21 protein-coding genes and 1 pseudogene are annotated in these 20,652 nt (G+C 73.2%); 11 read left to right on the forward strand and 11 right to left on the reverse strand.

Annotated features, from left to right (window positions below):
• Window positions 1-33: 33 nt before the first annotated feature.
• From IEZ17_RS12440 to IEZ17_RS12450, 3 genes are all read left to right on the forward strand, one after another.
• Window positions 34-162, forward strand: coding sequence for a class III lanthipeptide (locus IEZ17_RS12440; RefSeq protein ID WP_189299454.1), 129 nt, complete (start codon window positions 34-36; stop codon window positions 160-162).
• A gap of 87 nt (window positions 163-249) precedes the next feature.
• Complete coding sequence (locus IEZ17_RS44425) at window positions 250-327, forward strand: class III lanthipeptide (protein ID WP_373299803.1); 78 nt, start codon at window positions 250-252, stop codon at window positions 325-327.
• Window positions 328-462: 135 nt separating this feature from the next.
• Window positions 463-2,253, forward strand: a complete 1,791-nt coding sequence (locus IEZ17_RS12450) for an FAD/NAD(P)-binding protein (RefSeq protein ID WP_189299455.1) — start codon at window positions 463-465, stop codon at window positions 2,251-2,253.
• Between the two features lie 35 nt (window positions 2,254-2,288).
• On the opposite strand, the gene IEZ17_RS12455 is transcribed toward IEZ17_RS12450, so the two are convergent.
• Both IEZ17_RS12455 and IEZ17_RS12460 read right to left on the reverse strand, forming a co-directional pair.
• Window positions 2,289-3,005, reverse strand: coding sequence for a response regulator (locus IEZ17_RS12455; protein WP_229852189.1), 717 nt, complete (start codon window positions 3,003-3,005; stop codon window positions 2,289-2,291).
• A gap of 171 nt (window positions 3,006-3,176) precedes the next feature.
• Window positions 3,177-4,394 (reverse strand): sensor histidine kinase, encoded by a 1,218-nt coding sequence (locus IEZ17_RS12460; protein ID WP_189299456.1) that lies wholly within the window; start codon window positions 4,392-4,394, stop codon window positions 3,177-3,179.
• Window positions 4,395-4,716: 322 nt separating this feature from the next.
• Here IEZ17_RS12460 and IEZ17_RS12465 point away from each other — a divergent pair, with 322 nt between their 5' ends.
• The 3 genes from IEZ17_RS12465 to IEZ17_RS12475 all read left to right on the forward strand — a co-directional run bounded on the left by IEZ17_RS12465 (window position 4,717) and on the right by IEZ17_RS12475 (window position 6,747).
• Complete coding sequence (locus tag IEZ17_RS12465) at window positions 4,717-5,433, forward strand: 4'-phosphopantetheinyl transferase family protein (protein WP_189299457.1); 717 nt, start codon at window positions 4,717-4,719, stop codon at window positions 5,431-5,433.
• A gap of 266 nt (window positions 5,434-5,699) precedes the next feature.
• On the forward strand, window positions 5,700-6,224 hold the full coding sequence (locus IEZ17_RS44155) for a transglycosylase family protein (protein ID WP_189299458.1): 525 nt from the start codon (window positions 5,700-5,702) through the stop codon (window positions 6,222-6,224).
• A gap of 187 nt (window positions 6,225-6,411) precedes the next feature.
• Window positions 6,412-6,747, forward strand: a complete 336-nt coding sequence (locus IEZ17_RS12475) for a hypothetical protein (protein ID WP_229852190.1) — start codon at window positions 6,412-6,414, stop codon at window positions 6,745-6,747.
• A gap of 99 nt (window positions 6,748-6,846) precedes the next feature.
• On the opposite strand, the gene IEZ17_RS12480 is transcribed toward IEZ17_RS12475, so the two are convergent.
• Entirely contained in the window at window positions 6,847-7,302 is a 456-nt protein-coding gene (locus IEZ17_RS12480) for a hypothetical protein (RefSeq protein ID WP_229852192.1), read from the reverse strand.
• Window positions 7,303-7,530: 228 nt separating this feature from the next.
• Here IEZ17_RS12480 and IEZ17_RS12485 point away from each other — a divergent pair, with 228 nt between their 5' ends.
• From IEZ17_RS12485 to IEZ17_RS12495, 3 genes and pseudogenes are all read left to right on the forward strand, one after another.
• Complete coding sequence (locus IEZ17_RS12485) at window positions 7,531-9,069, forward strand: alpha/beta hydrolase (RefSeq protein ID WP_189299459.1); 1,539 nt, start codon at window positions 7,531-7,533, stop codon at window positions 9,067-9,069.
• 51 nt (window positions 9,070-9,120) lie between these two features.
• A pseudogene (locus IEZ17_RS12490) lies at window positions 9,121-9,375 on the forward strand (helix-turn-helix domain-containing protein); the annotation flags it as partial.
• A 31-nt stretch (window positions 9,376-9,406) separates the two neighbouring features.
• The gene (locus tag IEZ17_RS12495; RefSeq protein WP_189299460.1) at window positions 9,407-10,531 is read left to right on the forward strand and encodes a CapA family protein; all 1,125 of its coding nucleotides are present in this window, start codon (window positions 9,407-9,409) and stop codon (window positions 10,529-10,531) included.
• Window positions 10,532-10,553: 22 nt separating this feature from the next.
• Here the strand turns inward: IEZ17_RS12495 and IEZ17_RS12500 are convergent, their stop codons facing one another.
• From IEZ17_RS12500 to IEZ17_RS12510, 3 genes are all read right to left on the reverse strand, one after another.
• Window positions 10,554-11,462 (reverse strand): HpcH/HpaI aldolase/citrate lyase family protein, encoded by a 909-nt coding sequence (locus IEZ17_RS12500; protein WP_373299795.1) that lies wholly within the window; start codon window positions 11,460-11,462, stop codon window positions 10,554-10,556.
• A complete protein-coding gene (locus tag IEZ17_RS12505; RefSeq protein ID WP_189299462.1) occupies window positions 11,459-12,523 on the reverse strand; it encodes an HpcH/HpaI aldolase/citrate lyase family protein in 1,065 nt (354 codons plus the stop codon). The genes IEZ17_RS12500 and IEZ17_RS12505 overlap by 4 nt, the downstream gene beginning before the upstream one ends.
• 156 nt (window positions 12,524-12,679) lie before the next feature.
• The gene (locus IEZ17_RS12510) at window positions 12,680-13,177 is read right to left on the reverse strand and encodes a GNAT family N-acetyltransferase (protein ID WP_189299464.1); all 498 of its coding nucleotides are present in this window, start codon (window positions 13,175-13,177) and stop codon (window positions 12,680-12,682) included.
• A 117-nt stretch (window positions 13,178-13,294) separates the two neighbouring features.
• Between IEZ17_RS12510 and IEZ17_RS12515 the strand changes: the two genes are divergently transcribed.
• Window positions 13,295-13,615 (forward strand): hypothetical protein, encoded by a 321-nt coding sequence (locus tag IEZ17_RS12515; protein WP_189299466.1) that lies wholly within the window; start codon window positions 13,295-13,297, stop codon window positions 13,613-13,615.
• Here IEZ17_RS12515 and IEZ17_RS12520 read toward each other — a convergent pair.
• The 5 genes from IEZ17_RS12520 to IEZ17_RS12540 form a co-directional block, all read right to left on the reverse strand.
• Complete coding sequence (locus IEZ17_RS12520) at window positions 13,602-14,315, reverse strand: response regulator (RefSeq protein WP_189299468.1); 714 nt, start codon at window positions 14,313-14,315, stop codon at window positions 13,602-13,604. The two genes, IEZ17_RS12515 and IEZ17_RS12520, sit on opposite strands and share 14 nt — an antisense overlap.
• 2 nt (window positions 14,316-14,317) lie before the next feature.
• A complete protein-coding gene (locus IEZ17_RS12525) occupies window positions 14,318-15,505 on the reverse strand; it encodes a sensor histidine kinase (protein WP_189299470.1) in 1,188 nt (395 codons plus the stop codon).
• Between the two features lie 69 nt (window positions 15,506-15,574).
• Entirely contained in the window at window positions 15,575-15,769 is a 195-nt protein-coding gene (locus IEZ17_RS12530) for a ferredoxin (RefSeq protein WP_189299472.1), read from the reverse strand.
• Window positions 15,770-15,848: 79 nt separating this feature from the next.
• Window positions 15,849-17,030, reverse strand: coding sequence for a cytochrome P450 (locus IEZ17_RS12535; RefSeq protein WP_189299678.1), 1,182 nt, complete (start codon window positions 17,028-17,030; stop codon window positions 15,849-15,851).
• Between the two features lie 541 nt (window positions 17,031-17,571).
• Entirely contained in the window at window positions 17,572-18,375 is an 804-nt protein-coding gene (locus IEZ17_RS12540) for a class I SAM-dependent methyltransferase (protein ID WP_189299474.1), read from the reverse strand.
• Window positions 18,376-18,896: 521 nt separating this feature from the next.
• Here IEZ17_RS12540 and IEZ17_RS12545 point away from each other — a divergent pair.
• Complete coding sequence (locus IEZ17_RS12545; protein WP_229852194.1) at window positions 18,897-20,633, forward strand: sensor histidine kinase; 1,737 nt, start codon at window positions 18,897-18,899, stop codon at window positions 20,631-20,633.
• The last annotated feature ends 19 nt before the right edge of the window (window positions 20,634-20,652 follow it).

Raw genomic sequence — 20,652 nt, forward strand, 5'->3', positions numbered from 1 at the left:
CCGCAACGGCACCTGACACGGCACGTCACCACCGTGGCCATCGACCACTACGACACATCGAAGGGAGGTTCCGATATGTCGATCATGGACCTTCAGGGTATCGAGGTGCCCGCCGAGCGTGAGGCTCAGGCGCTGGGCTCCACCGTCAGCACCGGCTGCTGACGCCCGTCCGGTGCCCGCTGAGCACCGGACCTCTCACCGTACACATCACCACCGAATCGCGGAAGGGAGGTGTCGTAAATGACCATCATGGACCTTCAGGGCATCGAGGTGCCGGCCGAGCGTGAGGCTCAGGCGCTCGGCTCCACCATCAGCACGGGTTGCTGACACGGCGCCCGGTGGTCCCGCGCTGCGGTGCGGGCCACCGGGCTCCTGTGTTTTCCGGGCGCCATCCGGGGCGTGCTCCGGGTCGGGTTCCGGTGGCGCGTTCATCAAAGGCACGGCAGGACGGGGAGGACGGCGATGGGGAAGGACCCGCACCACGGCGGGAACACCGGCGCACCGCTCTCCCTCTGCGTCATCGGCTGCGGCCCCCGCGGCGCCTCCATCGTGGAGCGCATCCTCGCCAACGTGCCCGCCCTGTACGGCGATCGGCCGCTCGACCTGCACGTCGTCGACCCGTACCCGCCGGGCGCCGGCCGCACCTGGCGCACCGACCAGCCCGGCCTGCTGTGGATGAACTCCGCCGCCGACCAGGTCACCATGTACCCGGACGAGAGCGTCGCCTGCGCCGGACCGCCGCGCCCCGGCCCCACCACCGCCGCCTGGCTCGGCGCGCCGCTGCACGACGGCGCCTATGCCGCCCGCCGGGACCAGGGCCGCTATCTGCGCCGCTTCTTCGCCGAGGTGACCGGCGCGCGGCCCGCGTCGGTACGGCTGCACCTCCACCGGGCGCGCGCCGTCGATCTGCTGCGGACCGCCCCGTACGGCGGCCCGGGGCGCCAGCGGGTGGTCCTCGACTCCGGCCGGACCGTTCTCGCCGACCGGGTGGTCCTCGCCCAGGGCCATGTGGACACCCTCGCCGCCCCCGCCCCGCCCGGACTGACCCGGATCGGCCCCGGCCCCGCCGACCCGGACGCGCTGGACCGCATACCGGCCGGCGCACCCGTCGTCGTGCGCGGCCTCGGCCTGGTCTTCATCGACTGCCTGGCCCTGCTCACGGAGGGCCGCGGCGGCCGGTTCTCCGGGGCGCCCGGCGGCCCGCTGCGCTATCTGCCGTCCGGCCGCGAGCCCCGCCTGTACGCGGGCTCCCGCCGCGGCGTACCGCTGCCCCCGAAACCGTCGGCCACCGCGCCCGGGGCACCGGACGGCGGCCTCCGCTTCGCCACCCCGGGCGCCTGCCGCGCCGCGCTGGCCCGCCCCGGCGCGTCCTTCGGCCGCGACGTCTGGCCGCTGGTGCTGGCCGAACTCGCCTGGCGCCACTACCGCGCCCTGTTCGCCACCGCGCCCGACCGCACCTGCATGACCTGGCAGGACTTCGACGCCCAGTACGCCCTGCTGTTCACCGACGCCGGGCGGCTCGCCAAACTGGCCCGCGCCGCGGTCCCCGACCCCGCCGACCGCTTCGACCTCGACCGACCGGCCGACCCGCTGTCCGGCCGCCGCTTCACCGGCGGCGACGACCTCCAGCGGCAGCTGCGCGCCCACCTGGCCGAGACCCTGCGTCGCCGTACGGGACCGGCGGCCGGCCCCGAACTCGCCCTGGTGGACGGCCTCCGCCGGACCGGCGAGGTCGTCGAGGAGCTCTGGCGCTCCGGCGACCTGGACGACGCCTCGGTCGCCGACGCGCTGCGCCGCTTCGCCGTCGGCACGTACCTGAGCTCGGGCCCGCCGCCGCTCCGCGCCCGGCAGCTGCTGGCGCTGTCCGAGGCGGGCGTCGTGACGTTCGTGGGCCCCGGCATGAGGGTGGAGACCGGGCCGGCCGGATTCCGGGCGCTGAGTCCCGCCGTACCCGGCGCCGTCCACGAGGCGGCCGTCCTCCTGGACGCCCGGCTGGCGCCCGCCGACCCGGACCGGGTCGCGGACCCGCTGCTGCGCGCCCTGGCGGCCCGCGGCGAGCTGGCGCCGGACCCCGCCGGGGAGGGGGGCGGGCAACCGCGGCTGTCCGGTGCGGAGCTGCACCCCGTCGCCGCGGACGGCACCGTGCACCGCGACCGGATCGTGGTCGGCCCGGCCCAGTTCCCGCGTCCGCAGGCCAACGCCGTGGCCTTCCGCCAGAACGACGCCGTCGCCCGGCGGCTGCTGACCGGCTGAGTCCGGGCCCGACCCACCGGACGGACCCCGAGTCCTCACCCCCGCAGGGTGATCCCGTGCTGTTGCGCCAGGATCGCCGCCTGCACCCGGCTGCGCAGGTTCAGCTTCGACAGGATCCGGCTGGTATGCGTCTTGACGGTGCCCTCGGCCAGATTCAGGGTCTGTGCGATGGCGCTGTTGGCCAGCCCGCGCCCGATACAGGCCAGCACCTCCAACTCCCGCTTGGTGAGGGTGTTCAGGGACTGCGCGGTGCCGTCCGGCAGTGAGGGCCCCGACGACGGCGCCTGGAGCGCGAACTCGGAGATCAGCCGCCGGGCGATCGCCGGGGTGAGGAAGCCCTCCCCGTGCGCCACCTCCCGTACGGCGCCGACCAGGACGGCCGGTTCCGCGTTCTTGAGGATGAAGCCGCCGGCCCCGGCCCGCAGCGCCCCGAAGATGTACTCGTTGAGGTCGAAGGTGGTCAGCACCAGCACCTCCGCCAGCCCGCGCTCGACGATCCTGCGGGTGGCGGCGACACCGTTGAGCAGCGGCATCTGCACATCCATCAGCACGACGTCGGGCCGCAGTTCGCCGGCCATCCGCACCGCCGCCTCGCCGTCGCCGGCCTCGCCGACGACCGTGATGCCCGGGTCGGTCTGGAGGACGAGGACCAGGCCGGACCGCACCGCCGCCTGGTCGTCGGCGACGAGCACCCGGATGTCCGGCCGGTTCTCCTCAGGGGCCACCGCACGCTCCGCCAGCCGATTCTCCACCGCATACTCCACTTCTGATCACCGTCCAGGAACTCGGGACTCGGACACACAGGACTTCGGGACGCGCCCACGGCAGGACGCGCCACCGCAGGACGCGCCCCCACAGGGCACGGGCCCGGGCCGGTGCGGGCGCGCAGCGGTGCCGCCGGCCCGCCGACTCCCGCCCGCCCATCAGGAGTTCTGGCCCAGCGGGAGCACCGCGCGGACCTGCCAGCGACCGGGGGCCGACCGGTCGGGACCCGCGTCGAAGACACCGCCGACCAGGGTGGCCCGCTCGGACATCCCGGCGAGCCCGGCGCCCGCCCCGGCGGTCGCCGGATCCCCGGGGCGCCGCTGCCGGGCCGGTACGTCCGGACGGGACAGCGGGCTGTCGACGGAGATGGTCAGCTGCTCCGTCCCGGCCTCGCAGCGGATCCGCACCCGCCCGGCCGCGGCGTGCTTGAGGCAGTTGGTCAGCGCCTCCTGCACGATGCGGTACGCGGTCACCTCGATCACCGACGACACCTCGGGGAAGCTCTCGGGGAATTCGGTGTGCAGCGTCAGCTCCGCCGCGGCGGCGGCGGGCCGGGCCTGTTCGACCAGCGCCCCCAGCGCGTTCAGCTGCGGCCGGTCCCAGTCGTCGTCCACCGCCCGGTCGGAGCGCAGCAGCACCACCATGCGCCGCATTTCGGCCAGCCCCTGCACGCTGTTCTCGCGGATCACCGCCAGCGCCCGCAGCACCGGATCCTCCTCGTCCGCCCGGTCCGGTGCCCCGCCGCTCCGGTCCTGCCGTCCGCTGTGGGCCTCCTGGAGGGACAGCACCGCGCTGGAGTGGATGGCGATGGCGCTGAGGTGGTTGGCGACCAGGTCGTGCAACTCCCGTGCCATCCGGGTGCGTTCGGTCTGGAGCACGGTCTTGCGGTCCAGCTCCGCCAGCCGGTTGATCTGCGCCGCCCGCTGCCGCTCGGCGTCCGCCTGCTCCTTGTGGTTCCGTATCAACACCCCGGTCCACACAGGCGAGATGAGCAGCAGCGCCACGATCAGCCCGGTCGTCACCCCCTCGGACCGGTCGCCGATGAAGAGGAAGACGACGGTGGCGGCCATGGTCGCGGCGACGGTCCCGAACTGGAGCGCCCGGCACAGCCAGGGCGCACCGTACAGCGCCGCCGCGTACAGCAGATCGGTGTAGATCAGCACCGGTCCGAGCCCGCCGCTGGCCGCCGCTTCGAGGCTGACGGTGACGGTGCCCACGAGCACCGCGACCAGCGGCAGCACGCTGCGGAAGGCGGTCGCCGCGCACAGCACCAGCACCGGAAGGACGGCCTGCCATACGGGAATCTCGCCGCCCATCACCCGCGCCCCGCCCAGCACGTACAGAATCAGGCAGCCGGCGAAGAAACCCACCGCCATTCTGAGGTCACGGAGAGGTATGGGTGCACGGCGCAGTTGCTTGCTTGCGAAATCGCGTAACCACACACCAGGACACTACTTCCGCGTACGGCCTGTTCCCTTGGCCTGGCTGCCGAATTGGGTGGCTGTTGCGTACATCGAAGTATGTAGCCGGACATCAGCAAGAGGGATGAGTCGAAGGATCCGGAGGATCTGCAAACCTTGGGCTGACTGTACCGATCGATGTAGGCGAAAAAGGGGGAGCAGGATTCGCCCATCGATTGAAGGCTGTCACTCACCGGTGCGGCCGTGCCACCGCTCGACTGTGGAGGACGGAAAGTACGTGGAAACGAACGCCGCTCTTCTCGATCTTGACCGGGAGCTCCTCGACCAGGAGCTCCTCGGCCAGGACGTCCCCGACCAAGTCCCCGTCTTCGTGGTGCCCGTGGAAGACGCCCCCGAAGAGACCGAACCGCCCACCGGATCCGGCAGCGAGTTGACCGCCGACCGATGTCCGGCCCTCAACGGACACACCCGGGCCACCCTGGACGCCGCGTCCCGCGGCTGGCTGCTCGCCCGGCTCCCCGCCCGGGTCCGCGCCGCGATGACCGCCGCCACCCACTGGGAGCTGTACGGCACCCGCGGCCTGCTGGTCGTGGCCTGCGGCGACGGCGCCCGCCAGATGGGCTTCTCCGTCGAATCCGTGCGCCGCGTACGCCAGGAGACCTCCCCGCTGCACACCCCGTACGAGATCCTCACCGCGCGGGAGTCCCGCGCCGCCGCCGACCGCCCGGCCGCCGAGCGCGAACGCCTCATCACCCGCTTCTGGGTGCGCAAGGACGCCGCCCTCCAGGCCGTCGGCCGTGGCCTCTCCCTCGCCCCCGAACGCATCGAAGCCGGTTTTCCCGCAGACTCCGGCACGGTCGCCGTCCCCGGCCCCTGCGGCACCGAAATCCCGGTCTGCGTACGCAACTTCACCTTCTCCCCGGCCTACGAGTTCGCGGTGGCCACTCCGGAACCGCACTGTGTCACCCCTGCGTTCGCCTATTCTGTCAGGTAAATTCCCGCGGAGACCGCCCGTTTCCACCCCGACGGACCGGGGAAAGGGAAACGGGCCGATCCGCGGCCGGTTTTCCGTCGCCGCAGAACGCCGCAGCCGAATTCGCGTAACCCGCCTGACAGGAGGCCCACCCGAGTGAAAAAGCCTTCTTCTGGCCTATGCAGTCCTGCCGAAAACCATATTGACGGGTTATCTGGTGCCTGCCCCTCAGTCGTGGCGCGCAGGACGTCGCGATGCCGCCGGAGCACGCAGGAGGAAGTACCGCCATGCCGTCGCCTCTCGCCACCCGCACCGCCGTCGCGCTCCCGTCCGCCCTATTGACGCTCCTCGCCCTCTTCGCCACCACCGGCAGCGCGGCGGCGGACCCGCCCCCCTCCGGTACCGACTGGGAGAAGATCGCCGCCTGCGAGAGCAGCGGCGACTGGCACATCAACACCGGCAACGGCTACCACGGCGGCCTCCAGATCTCCCGGTCCACCTGGCGCGCCTACGGCGGCGACCGGTTCGCGCCCCGCGCCGACCTGGCCAGCCGCGACGAACAGATCGCCGTCGCCGAGCGCATCGTCCAGGACCGCGGCCTGGGTGCCTGGCCCAACTGCGCCCCGCAGTCCCTCACCCACTCCCGCTACACAGCGGCCCACGCGGCCGGCAACACCACGCGGCCCGGCGACTGCCTCTCCGCCCTCGCCGAGCGTGCCGGGAGCGGCGTCCTCTCCGTACTCGGCCAGGAACGGCTCCTCAAGGGTCCGGACCGCAGGTGTCCGGAACGGCGCCTCCAGCTGCATTTCTGACCGGGCGGAATGCGCCACCGCAATCCGGCCGGCCCGCTCGGAGGGCCGTCACGGTGAATTCGGTGGTCGGAGAGAGTGAACGCGGGAGACCGGCCGCTATCCAGGCTTGGCCGGCGTGAGGCCGCCCGGTAGCAAGACTGCGGGGTTTACCAAGGGGTTCACCAACCGCGAGGGGCAGGACCGCACAGTGAAGAAAACGGCACGCATCAACATTCTGCTCGCAGGGGTTTTCGGCCTCCTGCTGGTCGGCGGCGCGGCGTCACCCGCCATGGCCTGGGACGGGGAGAACGACGCCGACGGCCACACCTACATCAACTTCGACGCCGGATTCAGCTGCGAGGGCCGCACCAGCAGGGTCTGCATCAACGGCCCCGTGGGCAGCGGGAACGTCCGGAACGCACAGAACATCAGCATCAGCGGCAATCCCGGCAGCACCGCCAGCCCGGTGTCCAACAGCGGTTCCACCAACAGCGGTTCCACGGGTACGGGCGCCTCGGCGGGCAGCAGCAACAAATACAGCTGACCGGGCAGCCGGGCCCCAGGGCCTGCCCGAACCGGCCCCGGAGCGATCCGGGGCCGGTTTTCCGTTGTCCGCGGGCCGGAGCCCGGTCGGGGAACGGCCTCAGCGAATGACCTTGATGATCTTGGCGATGTCGTTCTTGGAGATGTCGTTGTGACTGGCCTTCTCGATACCGTGGGCCTCGTTGAGGCTGTTGGTGGAGCCGGCGGCGATTTTGGGGTTGCCGGCGTCCACCGGGTTCCCGCGGTTGTGGAAGTTGTTGCTGTTCTTGTTGTTGCCGCTGTGCACCGGCCCGTTGATGCACGGATGCGGCGATTTCACCCTGGGGGACTGGTAGTTGAAGTCGACGAGGCGGTTGTCGCACAGCACGCCGGACATCATTCCGGTCACCGAGCCGAGATCGGCGCCCGCCACCGCGGACAGCAGCGATCCGTCCGTGCCCGCCAGCGCGGACAGCAGCGATCCGTTCGAACCGGTCTGCGCCTGCGCGGCTCCGCTGCCGAACAGCACCAGACCGCACACCCCGGCGACCGTTCCCGCCTGCACTAGTCTTTTCACGACGCTCCTTGCTTCGTCAGCCTGCTGTCCGGACGTATCGTGCTGCCGTTGTCCGCCCGTGTCGTCGATAACCCGCAGGGAGCCAAACCCTCACGGGCCATAATCAGTCGGGTGGCCCAACAGCTCCGGACGGCGCGGCGCGGCCCGGCGGGTGCGGGGGGATAACCCCACCCGAAGTCTGCGGCGGCCCTCATGGGCAGCACCGGCGGCGTCAACAACCCTTGATCCATGACGACTTACACGGGGATCCACACCCGGCGGGCGCTGCTGTGCGGGATATCCGCGGTCGCGCTCGCGGCGATGCCGCTCGCCGCCGCACCGGTGGCCCGCGCGCAGGCCGGCGGCGTTGCCGGCCCGGCCCGCACCGCGGTGCCGCCGCTCGCCTGGCGCGCCTGCGAGCGGCCCGGCGGCCCGGCCGGCCAGGAGTGCGCCGACCTGCCGGTCCCGCTCGACTACCGGCACCCGGACGGACCGCGGCTCACCCTCGCCGTGACCCGCATCCGCAGCGACCGGCCCGCGGCCCGGCGGGGGACGCTGCTGATGATCCCGGGCGGCCCGGGCTCGTCCGGGGTGCAGTGGCTGGAGCAGAAGGGAGAGGCGCTGCGCCGGCAGCTGGCCGGGGCGTACGACATCGTCAGCCTCGACCCGCGGGGCGTGGGCGGCAGCACGAAGGCGGCGTGCGGGCTGGCCGCGGCCGACCGGGAGCTGGTGACGCTGCGGTCCTGGCCGGCGGCGGACGGCGGCATCGGCGCGAACGTCCGGCGGGCCCGGCGGATCGCCGAGGCGTGCGGGCACAACGGCGGTGCGGTGCTGCGCAGCTTCAGCACGGCGAACGAGGTGCGGGACATCGACCGCTTCCGCCGTGCGCTGGGCGAGCGGAAGCTGTCGGCCTGGGGCGTCTCGTACGGGACGTACGTCGGGGCGGTGTACGCGCAGAAGTACCCGCAGCGCACCGACCGGTGGGTGCTGGACAGCAGCGGGGACCCGGATCCGGCCCGGGTCGAGCGGGGCTGGCTGGCGAACATGGCGCAGGCGGCGGACGACCGGTTCCCCGACTTCGCGTCCTGGGCGGCCGACCCCGCGCGCGACGCGGCCGGTCTGCGGCTGGCCCAACGGGCCGACGCGGTACGGCCGTTGGTGCTGGGGCTGGCGGCGAAGCTGGACCGGGAGCCGAAGCCGTCGAACGTGCCGGGCGTGCCGCTGACCGGCAACCGGCTGCGGCAGTCGTTGCAGATCGCGCTCTACGACGGCTCCGCCTTCCCGCAGCTGGCCCGGCTGATCAAGGCGGCCCAGGACCCGGCCGGCACACCGGAGCTGCCGGGCGACATCGCCGGGCCGCTGCCGGATGCGGACGCGGCGGTGACGGTCGCGACCATCTGCAACGACGTGCGGTGGCCGCGGTCGGTGGACACGTACCGGCGGGCGGTGGCCGCCGACCGGGCGCGCCACCCGCTCACCGCCGGGATGCCGGCGAACATCACGCCGTGCGCCTTCTGGAAGGACGCGCCCGCCGAGCCGCCCACCCGGATCACCGCCGACGGGCCGTCCGACGTCCTGATGATCCAGAACCTCCGGGACCCGTCCACCCCGTACTTCGGCGCGCGGAAGATGCGGGCCGCCTTCGGCGACCGGGCGCGTCTGGTCACCGTCGGCCGCGGCGGGCACGGCGTCTACCTGGCGAACGGCAACGCGTGCGGCGACCGGGCGGTGACGTCGTTCCTGACGACCGGGCAGCGGCCGGAACGGGACGTGTACTGCGCGGGGTGACGCGCGCGGTGCGGACGGGCCGGGCCACCCCGCGCGGGGCGGTCCGGCCCGTCCGTCCGCTCAGCGGCTCGCCGCTTCCGCGCCCAGCCGGACACCACCCCGCTGGCCTGGCTCACCGGCGAACGGCTCGCCCTCGCCTGCCGGTTGATCGAACGCGGCGAGCCCCGCCTCGACGTCGTCGCCCGGAAGTGCGGCCTGGGCACGGCGGGCGATCTGCGCGCCCTGATGCGCCGCGAGACCGGGCTGACACCGTCCGCGTACCGGCGCCGCTTCGGTCCGCCCACGGCGCCCCGCCCCGCCGCATGACATCCCCCGCCACCCGCCTTAACCTGGGAAAATGGCCGGTGATCTGGTCACAGTCAGTCTCTGCGGCGATGTGATGCTGGGCCGCGGTGTCGACCAGATCCTGCCGTGTCCCGGCGATCCCGAGCTCCGCGAGCCCTACGTGGCGGACGCCCGCTCCTACATCGGGCTGGCCGAGGCGGCGAACGGCCCGATCCCCCGCCCCGTCGCCTTCCCCTGGCCCTGGGGCGACGCGCTGGCGGTCCTCGACGGGGCCGCCCCCGACGCCCGCGTGATCAACCTGGAGACCAGCATCACCCGGAGCGACACCTTCGCCCCCGGCCGGCAGATCCACTACCGCATGAACCCCGCCAACCTCCCCTGCCTGGCCGCCGCCCGCCCCGACGTCTGCGTGCTGGCCAACAACCATGTGCTGGACTTCGGCCGCGCCGGACTGGCGGAGACCCTGGAGAGCCTGGCGGGCGCGGGCCTGCGCGCCGCGGGGGCGGGCGCGAACGCGGCGGCGGCGCGGCACCCGGCCGCCGTCCCCGTCGACGGGCGCCGCCGGCTGCTGATCCTCTCCTTCGGGATGCCGTCCAGCGGCATCCCCCGCACCTGGGCCGCGACCGCGCGGCACGGCGGCGTGCACTTCGTCGCCCGCCCGACGCCCGCCGCCGCGACCGAGCTGGTCGCCCGGCTGGGCCCGGAGAAGCGCCCCGGCGACCTGGCGGTGGCCTCGGTCCACTGGGGTTCCAACTGGGGCTACGAGGTCTCCGGCGACCAGATCGCCTTCGCCCACACGCTCATCGACGGCGGCGTGGACGTCGTCCACGGCCACTCCGCGCACCACCCCCGCCCCCTGGAGGTCTACCGGGGAAAGCTCGTCCTCCACGGGTGCGGCGACTTCATCGACGACTACGAGGGCATCACCGGCTTCGAGCGCTACCGCGACGACCTGCGCCCGCTCTACCTCGCCTCGCTGGAGCCCGACACCGGCCGGCTCCACGAGTTGCGGATCGCCCTCTTCCAGGCCCACCGGATGCGCCTGCGGTACGCCGGGCCGGACGACTGCCGGTGGCTGGCGGCCCTCCTCGACCGGATCGGCAACGGCTTCCGCCCCTGCGCCGTCTCCGCCGCGGAGGCCGCCCTGACCCTCCGCCCGGCACCGGCCGCGGCCTGACGGCCCCGGAACCGGACCGGCCCTACCTCCCGGCCACCGCCGCGGCCAGCGCCAACACCCGCCGGGCGTCCTCCACATGCAGGTTCTCGATCATCCGCCCGTCGACGGTGACCACGCCCCGCCCCTCCCGCTCGGCGAGCTCGAACGCCTCGATGACCTTCCGCGCGCGGGCGATGTCCGCCTCCGCCGGCGCGAACACCCGGTTGCACGGCTCGACCTGGGACGGATGGATCAGCGTCTTCCCGTCGAAGCCGAACTGCCGTCCCTGGACGCACTCCGCCTCGAACCCCGTGAGGTCCCGCACGTCGTTGTAGACCCCGTCCAGGATCGCCTTCCCGGACTCGCGGGCCGCCAGCAGCGCCAGCGACAGCCCGGTCAGCAGCGGTGCCCGGCCCGGCACATGCTCCGCGTGCAGCTCCTTCGCCAGGTCGTTGGTGCCCATCACCAGCACCGTGAGCCGCTCGCTCGCCCCGGCCACCGCACGGGCGTCCAGCATCGCCCGCGGCGTCTCCACCATCGCCCAGATCGCCGTGCGGTCCGGTGCCCCGGCCGCCTCCAGCGCCCGCTCGACGTCCCGTACGGTCTGTGCGGACTCCACCTTCGGCACCACCACCGCGTCCGGACCGGCCTGTGCCGCCGCCCGCAGATCATCGGCATGCCAGGCCGTGCCGGGCCCGTTGACCCGGATCGTCACCTCCCGGTGCCCGTACGCGCCCGAGGCGGCGGCAGCCGCGACCCGCTCCCGGGCCTCGGCCTTGGCGTCCGGCGCGACCGCGTCCTCCAGGTCGAGGATCAGCGCATCGGCCGGCAGCGTCCTGGCCTTCTCCAGCGCCCGCTCGTTGGCCCCCGGCATGTACAGCACCGACCGCCGGGCCCGCACGGCTCCGTGCGCCACCGCGTTCTCCGTCACATCCTCCGTCACGTCACTCACCGGTCCTCCCCTGCCGCGGCATACGCCGCCCGCAGCTCCGCGTCCCGTGCCGCGAGCGTCTCCGCCAGCTCCGCCACCACCTGGCACTGCTTGAACGTGGCGTCGTCCTGCATCTTGCCGTCGATCATCACCGCGCCGGTGCCGTCGCCCATCGCCGCGATGACCCGGCGGGCCCAGGCGACGTCCTCCGGAGCCGGCGAGAACACCTTCTTCGCGATGCCGATCTGCACCGGATGCAGGCTCCACGCCCCGACGCACCCGAGGAGGAACGCGTTACGGAACTGGTCCTCGCACCCGACGGTGTCCTTGATGTCCCCGAACGGCCCGTAATACGGCAGGATCCCGTGCGCCGCGCAGGCATCCACCATCCGCGCGATCGTGTAGTGCCAGAGGTCCTGCTGGAACACGGCCCGCGGCGCGTCCGGGCGCTCCCCGTCCGGATCCTGGCGCACCAGGTATCCCGGATGCCCGCCGCCGACCCGGGTGGTCTTCATCCGCCGGCTCGCCGCCAGATCGGCCGGCCCCAGCGACATCCCCTGCATCCGGGGGCTGGCCCCGGCGATCTCCTCGACGTTGGCGACGCCGGCGGGCGTCTCCAGGATGGCGTGCACCAGGATCGGCCGCCGGATCCCGGCCCGCGCCTCCAGCTGGGCGACCAGCCGGTCCACGTAGTGGATGTCCGCGGCGCTCTCCACCTTCGGCACCATGATCACGTCGAGCCGGTCCCCGATCTCGGTGACCAGGGTCAGCAGATCGTCCAACGCCCATGGCGAGTCGAGGCTGTTGATCCGCGTCCACAGCTGCGTCTCGCCGAAGTCGACGCTCTTGGCGACCTCCACCAGCCCCGCCCGCGCCGCCTCCTTGCGGTCCGCGGCGACCGCGTCCTCCAGATTGCCGAGCAGTACGTCGACCGTCGGCGCGATGGCCGGCACCTTGGCCGCCATCTTCGGATTCCCCGGGTCGAAGAAATGGATCATCCGTGACGGCCGGAACGGTACGTCCCGTACCGGCTCCGGCGCCCCGACCGCCAACGGGCGAAAGAAGTCCTTCGGAGAGCGCATCCACATCTCCCAAATCGGATCGGCATCCCGGCCGCCCCCACCCGCCATCCGACGGCGACCGCCGGCCTCACTCTAGGGCCGCGACCCCCCGACGTTACCGGGCAGTATGTGTGCCCTTGATCACCCAGCGCGAGAGACCCGCGGGTGTCGCCCCCGTCACGCCGCCCGCTGGAACGCCGCACCGGACCGCCGGTGCGGCAGGTCCACGACGCGCACCGGCACGAAGCCCGCCGTGCGGTGGCAGCGGTGCAGCCCGGGGTTGTCCTTCCAGGCGTCCAGCCGCAGATGCGCCTTCCCGGCCGCCGCCGCCCGGTCCGCGGCCCAGTCCGGCAGGGCGGCCCCGACCCCTTCCCCCGCGGCCTGTCGGCCGACCGCCATCCGGTGCGCGGAGAGCGCCGACTCCGGCCGGTCGCCGGACTCCCGGAACTCCGGGTCGGCGAAGCCGTCGAGCTGGACCGTCCCGACGGGGCGCCGCCCGCGCAGCGCGAGGAGCACCTCGCCGCGCCGCAGCGCCGCGGTGATCAGGTCGCGGCGCGGCGGATACTGCCACTGGTCAATTCCCCTTGCGACAAGCCAGGTTGAGGCTTCCGTGAAGAGCTCCTCCACCACTGCGCGCTCGTCGGGCCGGGCGGCCCGGATCTCCGGTTCGCTCATCTCTCCTCATTCCGGCCCCGGTTGCGGGTGTCCTCCATCGGCCCACCCGGCCGTTTCCTTCCCCGGGCTCGGCCGTTGGCCCAGGTACGACATATTCGCTCTCCTCACGAAAGGACCATGATGCGTCTGTTCCGCCCGATCACCCTCGGTCTCACCGGGTTCGCGCTTGTCGTGACCCTCCCCGCAAGCGCGGCGCTCGCCGCCGGCGGAGCGTTCGGCTGGGTGGGGCCCGGGGGCAAGTCGTACTTCGTCAAGAACCTGCCGGACAAGCGGTGCCTCGACATGCGCCAGGAAGCCCGCGGCGCCCGCAACGGGACGAAGCAGCCCCTCCGCATCTACGCCGGCAAGCACTGCACGGGACCGGCGACGCGTCTCGCCCCGGGCGCGTCGGCCCCCTCCGGCACGCGCTTCGCCAGCGTCGTCCTCAACCCCCGCTAGACCGCCCCGCCGCCCGCTCCGCCCGCGGGTCCGGGGCGTCCGGGCGGGCCAGCCCGGTCCGGTAGGCGAGGACGACGAGCTGAGCCCGGTCGCGGGCGCCGAGCTTGGCCATGGCGCGGTTGACATGGGTCTTGGCGGTGAGCGGCGTGACGCACAGCAGCTCGGCGATCTCGTCGTTGGACAGCCCGTCGGCGACCAGGGTGACGACCTCGTGCTCCCGCGGCGTGAGGGTGGCGAGTCCGGGCGGTGCGGTACGGCTGCGCGGGGCCGGCTGGGCGAGGAAGCGGGCGATCAGGGCCTTGGTGGCGTGCGGCGACAGCAGGGCTTCGCCGGCCGCCACGACCCGGATGGCGTCCAGGAGTTCATCGGGGTTGATGCCCTTGCCGAGGAAGCCGCTCGCGCCGGCGCGGAGCGCCTCGGCGACGTACTCCTCGTTCTCGAAGGTCGTCAGGACGAGGACCTTCACCCCCGCGAGGTCCTCGTCCGCGGTGATGAGCCCGGTCGCGGTGATCCCGTCGAGGTCGGGCATCCGGATGTCCATCAGCACGAGGTCGGCGCGCCGGCTGCGGGCGAGTGCGACGGCTTCGCGCCCGGTGGCCGCCTCGGCGACGACTTCCATGTCGGGGGTGGAGTCGATGAGCATCCGGAAGGTGCCGCGCAGCAGCGCCTGGTCGTCGGCGAGCAGTACGCGGATGGTCATGGTCAGCCCTTTCGGCCGGTGTGCAGCGGCAGTTCGGCGTGGATGCGGAAGCCCCCGGCGGGGTGCGGCCCCGCGGTGAGGGTGCCGCGCGCGGCCTTGGCGCGCTCGTACATGCCGATCATCCCGTGCCCGGTCCCACTGCCGGGGCCGCCCTGCGTACCGGTGCCGGCACGGCCGTCGTCCTCGACGGTGAGGCGCAGGACGTCGGGGCGGTAGTCCAGGTGCACGCGCGCCGGGACGGGGCCGGCGTGCTTGCGGGTGTTGGTGAGCGCTTCCTGGATGATCCGGTAGGCCGCCAGGTCGGTGATCGACGCCGGCTCGGTGGGGTGGCCGGTGCGCTCCAGGGTGATGTCGAGCCCGCTGTGCCGGAACGAGGCCAGCAGCGCGTCGAGGCCGGCGAGGCCGGGGGCGGGCTCGCGGGGCGCGTCCGGGGACTCACCGTGCCGCAGCAGCCCCACGGTGGTGCGCAGTTCGTCCAGTGCCGCCCGGCTGGTGTCCCGGATGCGTTCCAGCGCCTGGTAGGCGTGGTCGGGGTCGGACCGCATCAGGTGGTGGGCGACGCCCGCCTGGGCGTTGACCAGGGTGATGTGGTGGGCGACGACGTCGTGCAGCTCCCGGGCGATGCGCAGCCGCTCCTCGGTGACGCGGCGGCGGGCCTCCGCCTCCCGCGTGTGCTCGGCGCGGTCGGCGCGCTCCACGGCGGCGGCGAGCAGCCGGCGGCTGCTGCGCACCGCGTCGCCACTGGCCACCGCCAGGCCCATGCCGGCGAGTACGGCCAGGTACTGCCAGAGGCTGTCCGGGCCCGGCCGCCGGATCACCGATACGGCGAACAGCAGCGCGGCGCTGGCCGCGCCGATGCGCCACGCCGTACGCCGCTCGGTGCGCACCGCCACCGTGTAGAGCGCGACCCCGGTGGCGGCGGGCGACGGCCCGGGGAAGGAGAGGAGGGCGAGCTGGGCGGCGTTGGCGGCCAGGGTCGCCGCGACCACCTGGAAGGGCCACCGGCTGCGGACGAGCAGCGGCAGGCAGGCCAGCGCCAGGCCGGCGAAGTACCCGGCGGCCGGCGCCCGGTGGTAGTACGCGATGATCACCACCACCGGGCTCGACACGGCGAAGCAGAGCCCCGCGCCCGCCAGATCCGCCACCCAGGGCCGGACCGCCGGCCACCCGGTCCGGTCGCTCAACTGCACTCCCTCACCACTGCACTCCCTCACCGTACGCACATCGCTGGGGACCTGCGGCGAAGCCGTTGCGGCCGGCTACCTCTCCACCGTGATCGCGAGCGCGGGGCAGCTGGCGGCGGCCTCCTCGACCTCGACCAGCCGCGCGCCGGACGGCGTGGGGTCGAGCAGCACGACGATGCCGTCCTCGTCGCGCTGGTCGAAGACGTCGCCGGCCGCCAGCACGCACTGCCCGGCACCGACGCACCTGTCCTCATCGATGGTGACCTTCACAGGGATCCTCCGTACGCAAGGGTGTGGTGTTCCACGGTTCGTACCGCGCCGCTTCCGTGCTGCCGCGGTGCGCTCGTGCTCACCAGGTCACCGGCAGCTCGTGGACGCCGTAGACGATCATGTCGTCGCGCATCGGCACCTCCTCCACCGGCACCGCCAGCCGCAGGTCCGGGAACCGTGCGAACAGGGCGGACAGCGCGGCCTTCATCTCCACCCGCGCCAGCTGCTGCCCCAGGCACTGGTGGATGCCGTGGCCGAAGGCGAGGTGCGAGCGGCTTGTCCGGCTGACGTCCAACTGCTCGGGGTCGCCCGGGAATTGGGTGGTGTCGCGATTTCCTGACGGCAGCGCGGCAACCACCAGGCTGCCCGCCGGGATCCGGTGGCCGTCCAGCTCCACATCCTCCCGGGCGGTGCGGCGCACCCCGTACTGGATGACGCTGAGATAGCGCAGCAGCTCCTCGACGGCGCCGTCCATCAGCGACGGGTCGGCGCGCAGGGCGGCCAGCTGCCCGGGGTTGCGCAGCAGGCACATGGTGGCCAGGGCGATCATGTTGGCGGTCGTCTCGTGCCCGGCGACCAGCAACAGCACGCCGACACCGGCCAGTTCCTCCTCCGTCAGCTCGCCCGACTGCACCAGCTCGCTGAGGATGTCGTCACCGGGCTCGGCCCGCTTGTCGGCCGCCAGCCGGCGGAAGTACGCGTTCATCGCCGTCTGGGCCTCCTGCACCTCCTCCGGGGCCGCGTCGATCCGGAGCAGCGTGGCCGAGTTCCGCTGGAACTCCTCCCGGTCGGCGTACGGCACCCCGAGCAGCTCGCAGATCACCAGGGAGGGGATCGGCAGCGCGAAGGCGTGGACGAGGTCGACCGGGCCGCCGGCGGCGGCCATCGCGTCCAGGTGCTCGGCGACGATCCGTTCCACGGCGGGCGCCAGCTGCCGCATCCGGCGCACGGTGAACTGCCCGGTGAGCAGCCTGCGGAACCGGGTGTGCTCCGGTGCGTCCATCATGATGAACCACCCCGTCGGGGGTGGCGGCACCGGCGCGTCCGCCGCGGCGGTCCGCAACGGCCGCCGCCGCGCACTGAACCGCGGGTCGGCGAGCACGGCCCGTACGTCCGCGTACCGGCTGACCAGCCAGCCGGTCGCGCCGTCGGGCAGGGTCACCTCGGCGATCGGGGCCTCGTCCCGCAACGTGCGGTACTCCGCCGGCGGGTCGAACGGGCAGGTCCGCGTCACCGGCTGCCTCTCGGTGACGTGTTGCATCTCGCTCACGCAGCGGTCCTTTCACGACGAACGACGGAAGATCTCGGTGCCCGGGGCCCTCCTGGGCGGACGCTGTCCGCGCCGGCCCCGACCCTGTCCACCGTGCCGCCCCGCCCCGGCCGCTGTCGTCGCCCACCCGCAGACACTTCACCTGCCGCACACGCGGTACGCGGCCGATGCCCGTACCGCACCCGCAGCACCCCCTGCGGACCGCCGGGCCCCCTCGACGCCCCCTCGGCCGCCGCAGGCGGGCGACCACGACGGCGCCGACCGGGACCGCGCCCGGGCCCCACCATCGACCAGAGGATCCGGGTGCACGTCGACGCCGGGATCGACAGCGGCCCCGCCCGGGGCTGCCAAGTCGCCCCGGACGCACCGGCGTTCACCTGCCGACGGCCCGTCCACGGCGCTGCCCGCCGCGGAGCGAACCGTGCCGCACCACCCGCCCACGCATCGCTCGCGCGGGGGGCCGGTCCGACCCGGCCGGTCGTCCCGGACCGCCGGCCACTGCCGTTACGGCCTCGCCGTCCTGCCCGCGCCGCTACGCCGGACGGCTCGCCGTGACGACGTAGTAGTCGAGGAGCCGCTGCTCGTAGGCGCGCAGGAAGTTCCGTGGCCAGGTTCCCGGGGCCCACTTCTGGCCGAGCCAGAGGTCCCAGCCCGGCCAGACGTGCGGCCCGATCGCCTCGACGCGCACGTTCGTGAGTCCGCGCTCCGTGAACGCATCCGTGAGCGCCTTCACCGGCCGGGCGATGTCCAGGCCGTTCGCGTAGGTGTCCAGGAGCCTTGCGAGCTCCTCCGGTCGGCCGGGCGCGTCGTCCACGGTGAAGAAGCTGGCGACGGCCACCCGGCCGCCCGGTCGCAGTACCCGCGACGTCTCTGCTGCGAAGGCGCCGAGATCCGGGAAGTGCTGAGCGGCCTCCACGCTGATGACGGCGTCGAATTCGCCGTCTTCCACGGGCATGCGCTCCGCCGCGCCCTGGACGAAGCGCAGCCGCTCCGGCTCCGCCCGGAGCAGATCGGCGTGCGCGCCGCGCGCCCTCTGTAGTTGCTCCGGATGGATGTCCATGCCGGTGACCGCGGCGGGGCCGTATTCCCGCAGGGCCACCGCACATCCCATGCCGAGCCCGCAGCCCACTTCCAGGACTTTCCGGTCTTTCCGCAGTCCAGCGACGTCCATGACATGCCGGTAGAGATCCTCCTGGCTGCGGATCCGGTCCGCCTCGCCGAGCGGGCGGTCGAGGTCGATGGCCTGCCAGTAGCCGAAGTTGATGAACCCCCCGGCGAAAATCGGATCCCTGCTCAGATCAGCCGGACCATACGTCTCCTGCACCACGGGACGCATGGCGGGACAAGCCCGCTCAGCACCGTTAGCCACTGTGCCGTACCTCCCGAAAGAAACCATCACACCGTGCGCGAATCCTCGTGAACTCTCGTGAACCCTCGTGAACCCGTGCGGTCCGCAAGAGCCGCTCGACCGTGACAACGCCGCGCACGGTGGACGGGTGACGGTCGGGACCGAGGACGCGGTCGCGGGCGGCCCGCGCCACAGCCGAACCCTCCGCCGAAAGGTCGAGGACGCCCTCCACTTCACCCGCCCGCCCTCCCCCGTACCGCCCGGCCGACTCGCAGGCGGCAGCCGTGCCTACGAGGGCGTGCGCCGCCGCCCGACGGTCGGCTCACGCCCTGCGGGTGGGGGCATGTGGACTCACCTTCACCAAGGGCGGTCGGAGGCACAAGGGCGGTCGGCGGGACAAGGGCGGGTGGCGGCACACGGGACGGCGCTGCTCCGTGACCACTTTCGTAGACCGGGCACGCGACCTTCGGCGGTCGCCGCCCGGCGGGGCCGGTGCCTATGGTGCGAGGGTGAAGAGCGTGGAACGGGCGGGCGCAAGGGCGTGGGCCCGTGCACTGTGGCGGCGCATCGCCGAGCCTGGCCAGTGGTCCCGGCGGCGGGTGGCCGGGGAATGCGTGCTGGCTGTCGTGCTGGCCCTGCTCGCGGCGGGTACGGAGGCGCTGGGCGGGCCCGGCGGGCTGCGGACACTGCTCGTCGCGGTGGCCGTCGCGACGGTGTCCCTGCTCCGGCGTGCCCTGCCGGAGGCCATGCTGATCGCCGCGGGTGCCCTGGGCGGGAGCACCGGCGGCGGCGACCTGCTGCTGATCGTGGTGGCCTGGTCCGCGGGGCGCAGGATCGACGGGGTGCTGCGGGCGACGGTATCCCTCTGCGCGTCCTTCGCCGTCTACGAGGCGTTCGATCTGTGGCCGTGGCCCGAAGCGGCCCCGGCTCCGGCTGTGTTCACGGCCGTCGGGTTCCTGGTGCTCGCGGTGGTTCCGGGGCTGGCCAGCCGCTACTGGGTCCAGCGGCGCACCCTGCTGCGGACGCTCCAGGAGCGCAACCTCCAGTTGCTGCGCGAGCGGCAGATGATCGCCGGTCAGGCGCGGATGCGGGAGCGGCAGCGCATCGCGCAGGACATGCACGACAGCCTCGGGCACCAACTGGCCCTCATCACCGTGCACACCGGCGCCCTTGAGGTGGACCACGAGCTGACCGGGCGGCAGCGGGAAGCGGTCGCAGTGCTGCGCGAGGCGTCGGTGGCCGCCATGCACGAACTGAGGGCGGTCGTCGGCATCCTCGGCGACGGCACCCCGGGGGAGGCGAAACCCGCCGCCAAGGGGGTGGCCGGTATCCCGAGCCTCGTCGAGTCGGCGGCAGCCGCCGGTACGCCGGTGCACCTGGCGGAGTCCGGGGAGCCCCGTCCGCTCGCGCCGACGGCCGACCACGCCGGGTATCGCGTCGCCCAGGAGGGGCTGACCAACGCGTACAAGCACGCACCGGGTGCGCCGATCACCGTCAGCCTGCGCTACGAGCCGGACTCCCTGGTGGTGGAGGTGGCCAACGGGCCGGTACCGCAGGTCGGCGCCGGGCACCGGGCCGCGGTCAGCGGCGGGCAGGGGCTGACCGGCCTGTGGGAGCGGGCCCGGCTGGTCGGCGGAATGCTGCACGCCGGCTCGACGGAGGACGGCGGCTTCCGGCTCGCGGGCGTGTTCCCGTACGGAGCGGGGAACGGCCACGGTCCGGGCGACGCGCACGGTTCGGGGAGCACACGGACGACTTCCGACAGCGCTGTGGACGACTTTTGGCGGCAGAACGGGGCGGCGCCGCTCGGCGAGGGTGAGCCGGTCATCGACCAACTCGACCCACGCGAGGAGCTCAAGAGCATCATGGGTACGCGGAAGCGGAGCAACGGCTGCCTGATCATCGCCGGGACCGGCCTGCTGATCCTGGTGGGGCTGATGGCCGCCGCCCTCTTCGGGGTCGGCTCGCTGGTCGACGAGGCCGACAAAGGGGCGATCGACCCGCAGGACTACGCCTCCGTGAAGGTGGGCGATCCCGAGGCGCAGGTACGGCACGCACTGCCCTCCGGCAGTTCCCTCCTCACGTCTCACGCCAGGAGCAAGCTGCCGGCCAAGCCGGCCGGTTCGACCTGCCTGGTGTTCCTCTCCACCGCGGATGAGGACGACTCTGCCACCGACACCGTTTACCGTTTCTGCTTCAAGGACGGCAAACTGGCCGACAAGCGGGAGTTTCACGTCAAGAGCTGACCGCCGGCAGACAGGAGAC

It is taken from the genome of Streptomyces albospinus (assembly GCF_014648695.1).
GTDB classification, from domain to species: domain Bacteria; phylum Actinomycetota; class Actinomycetes; order Streptomycetales; family Streptomycetaceae; genus Streptomyces; species Streptomyces albospinus.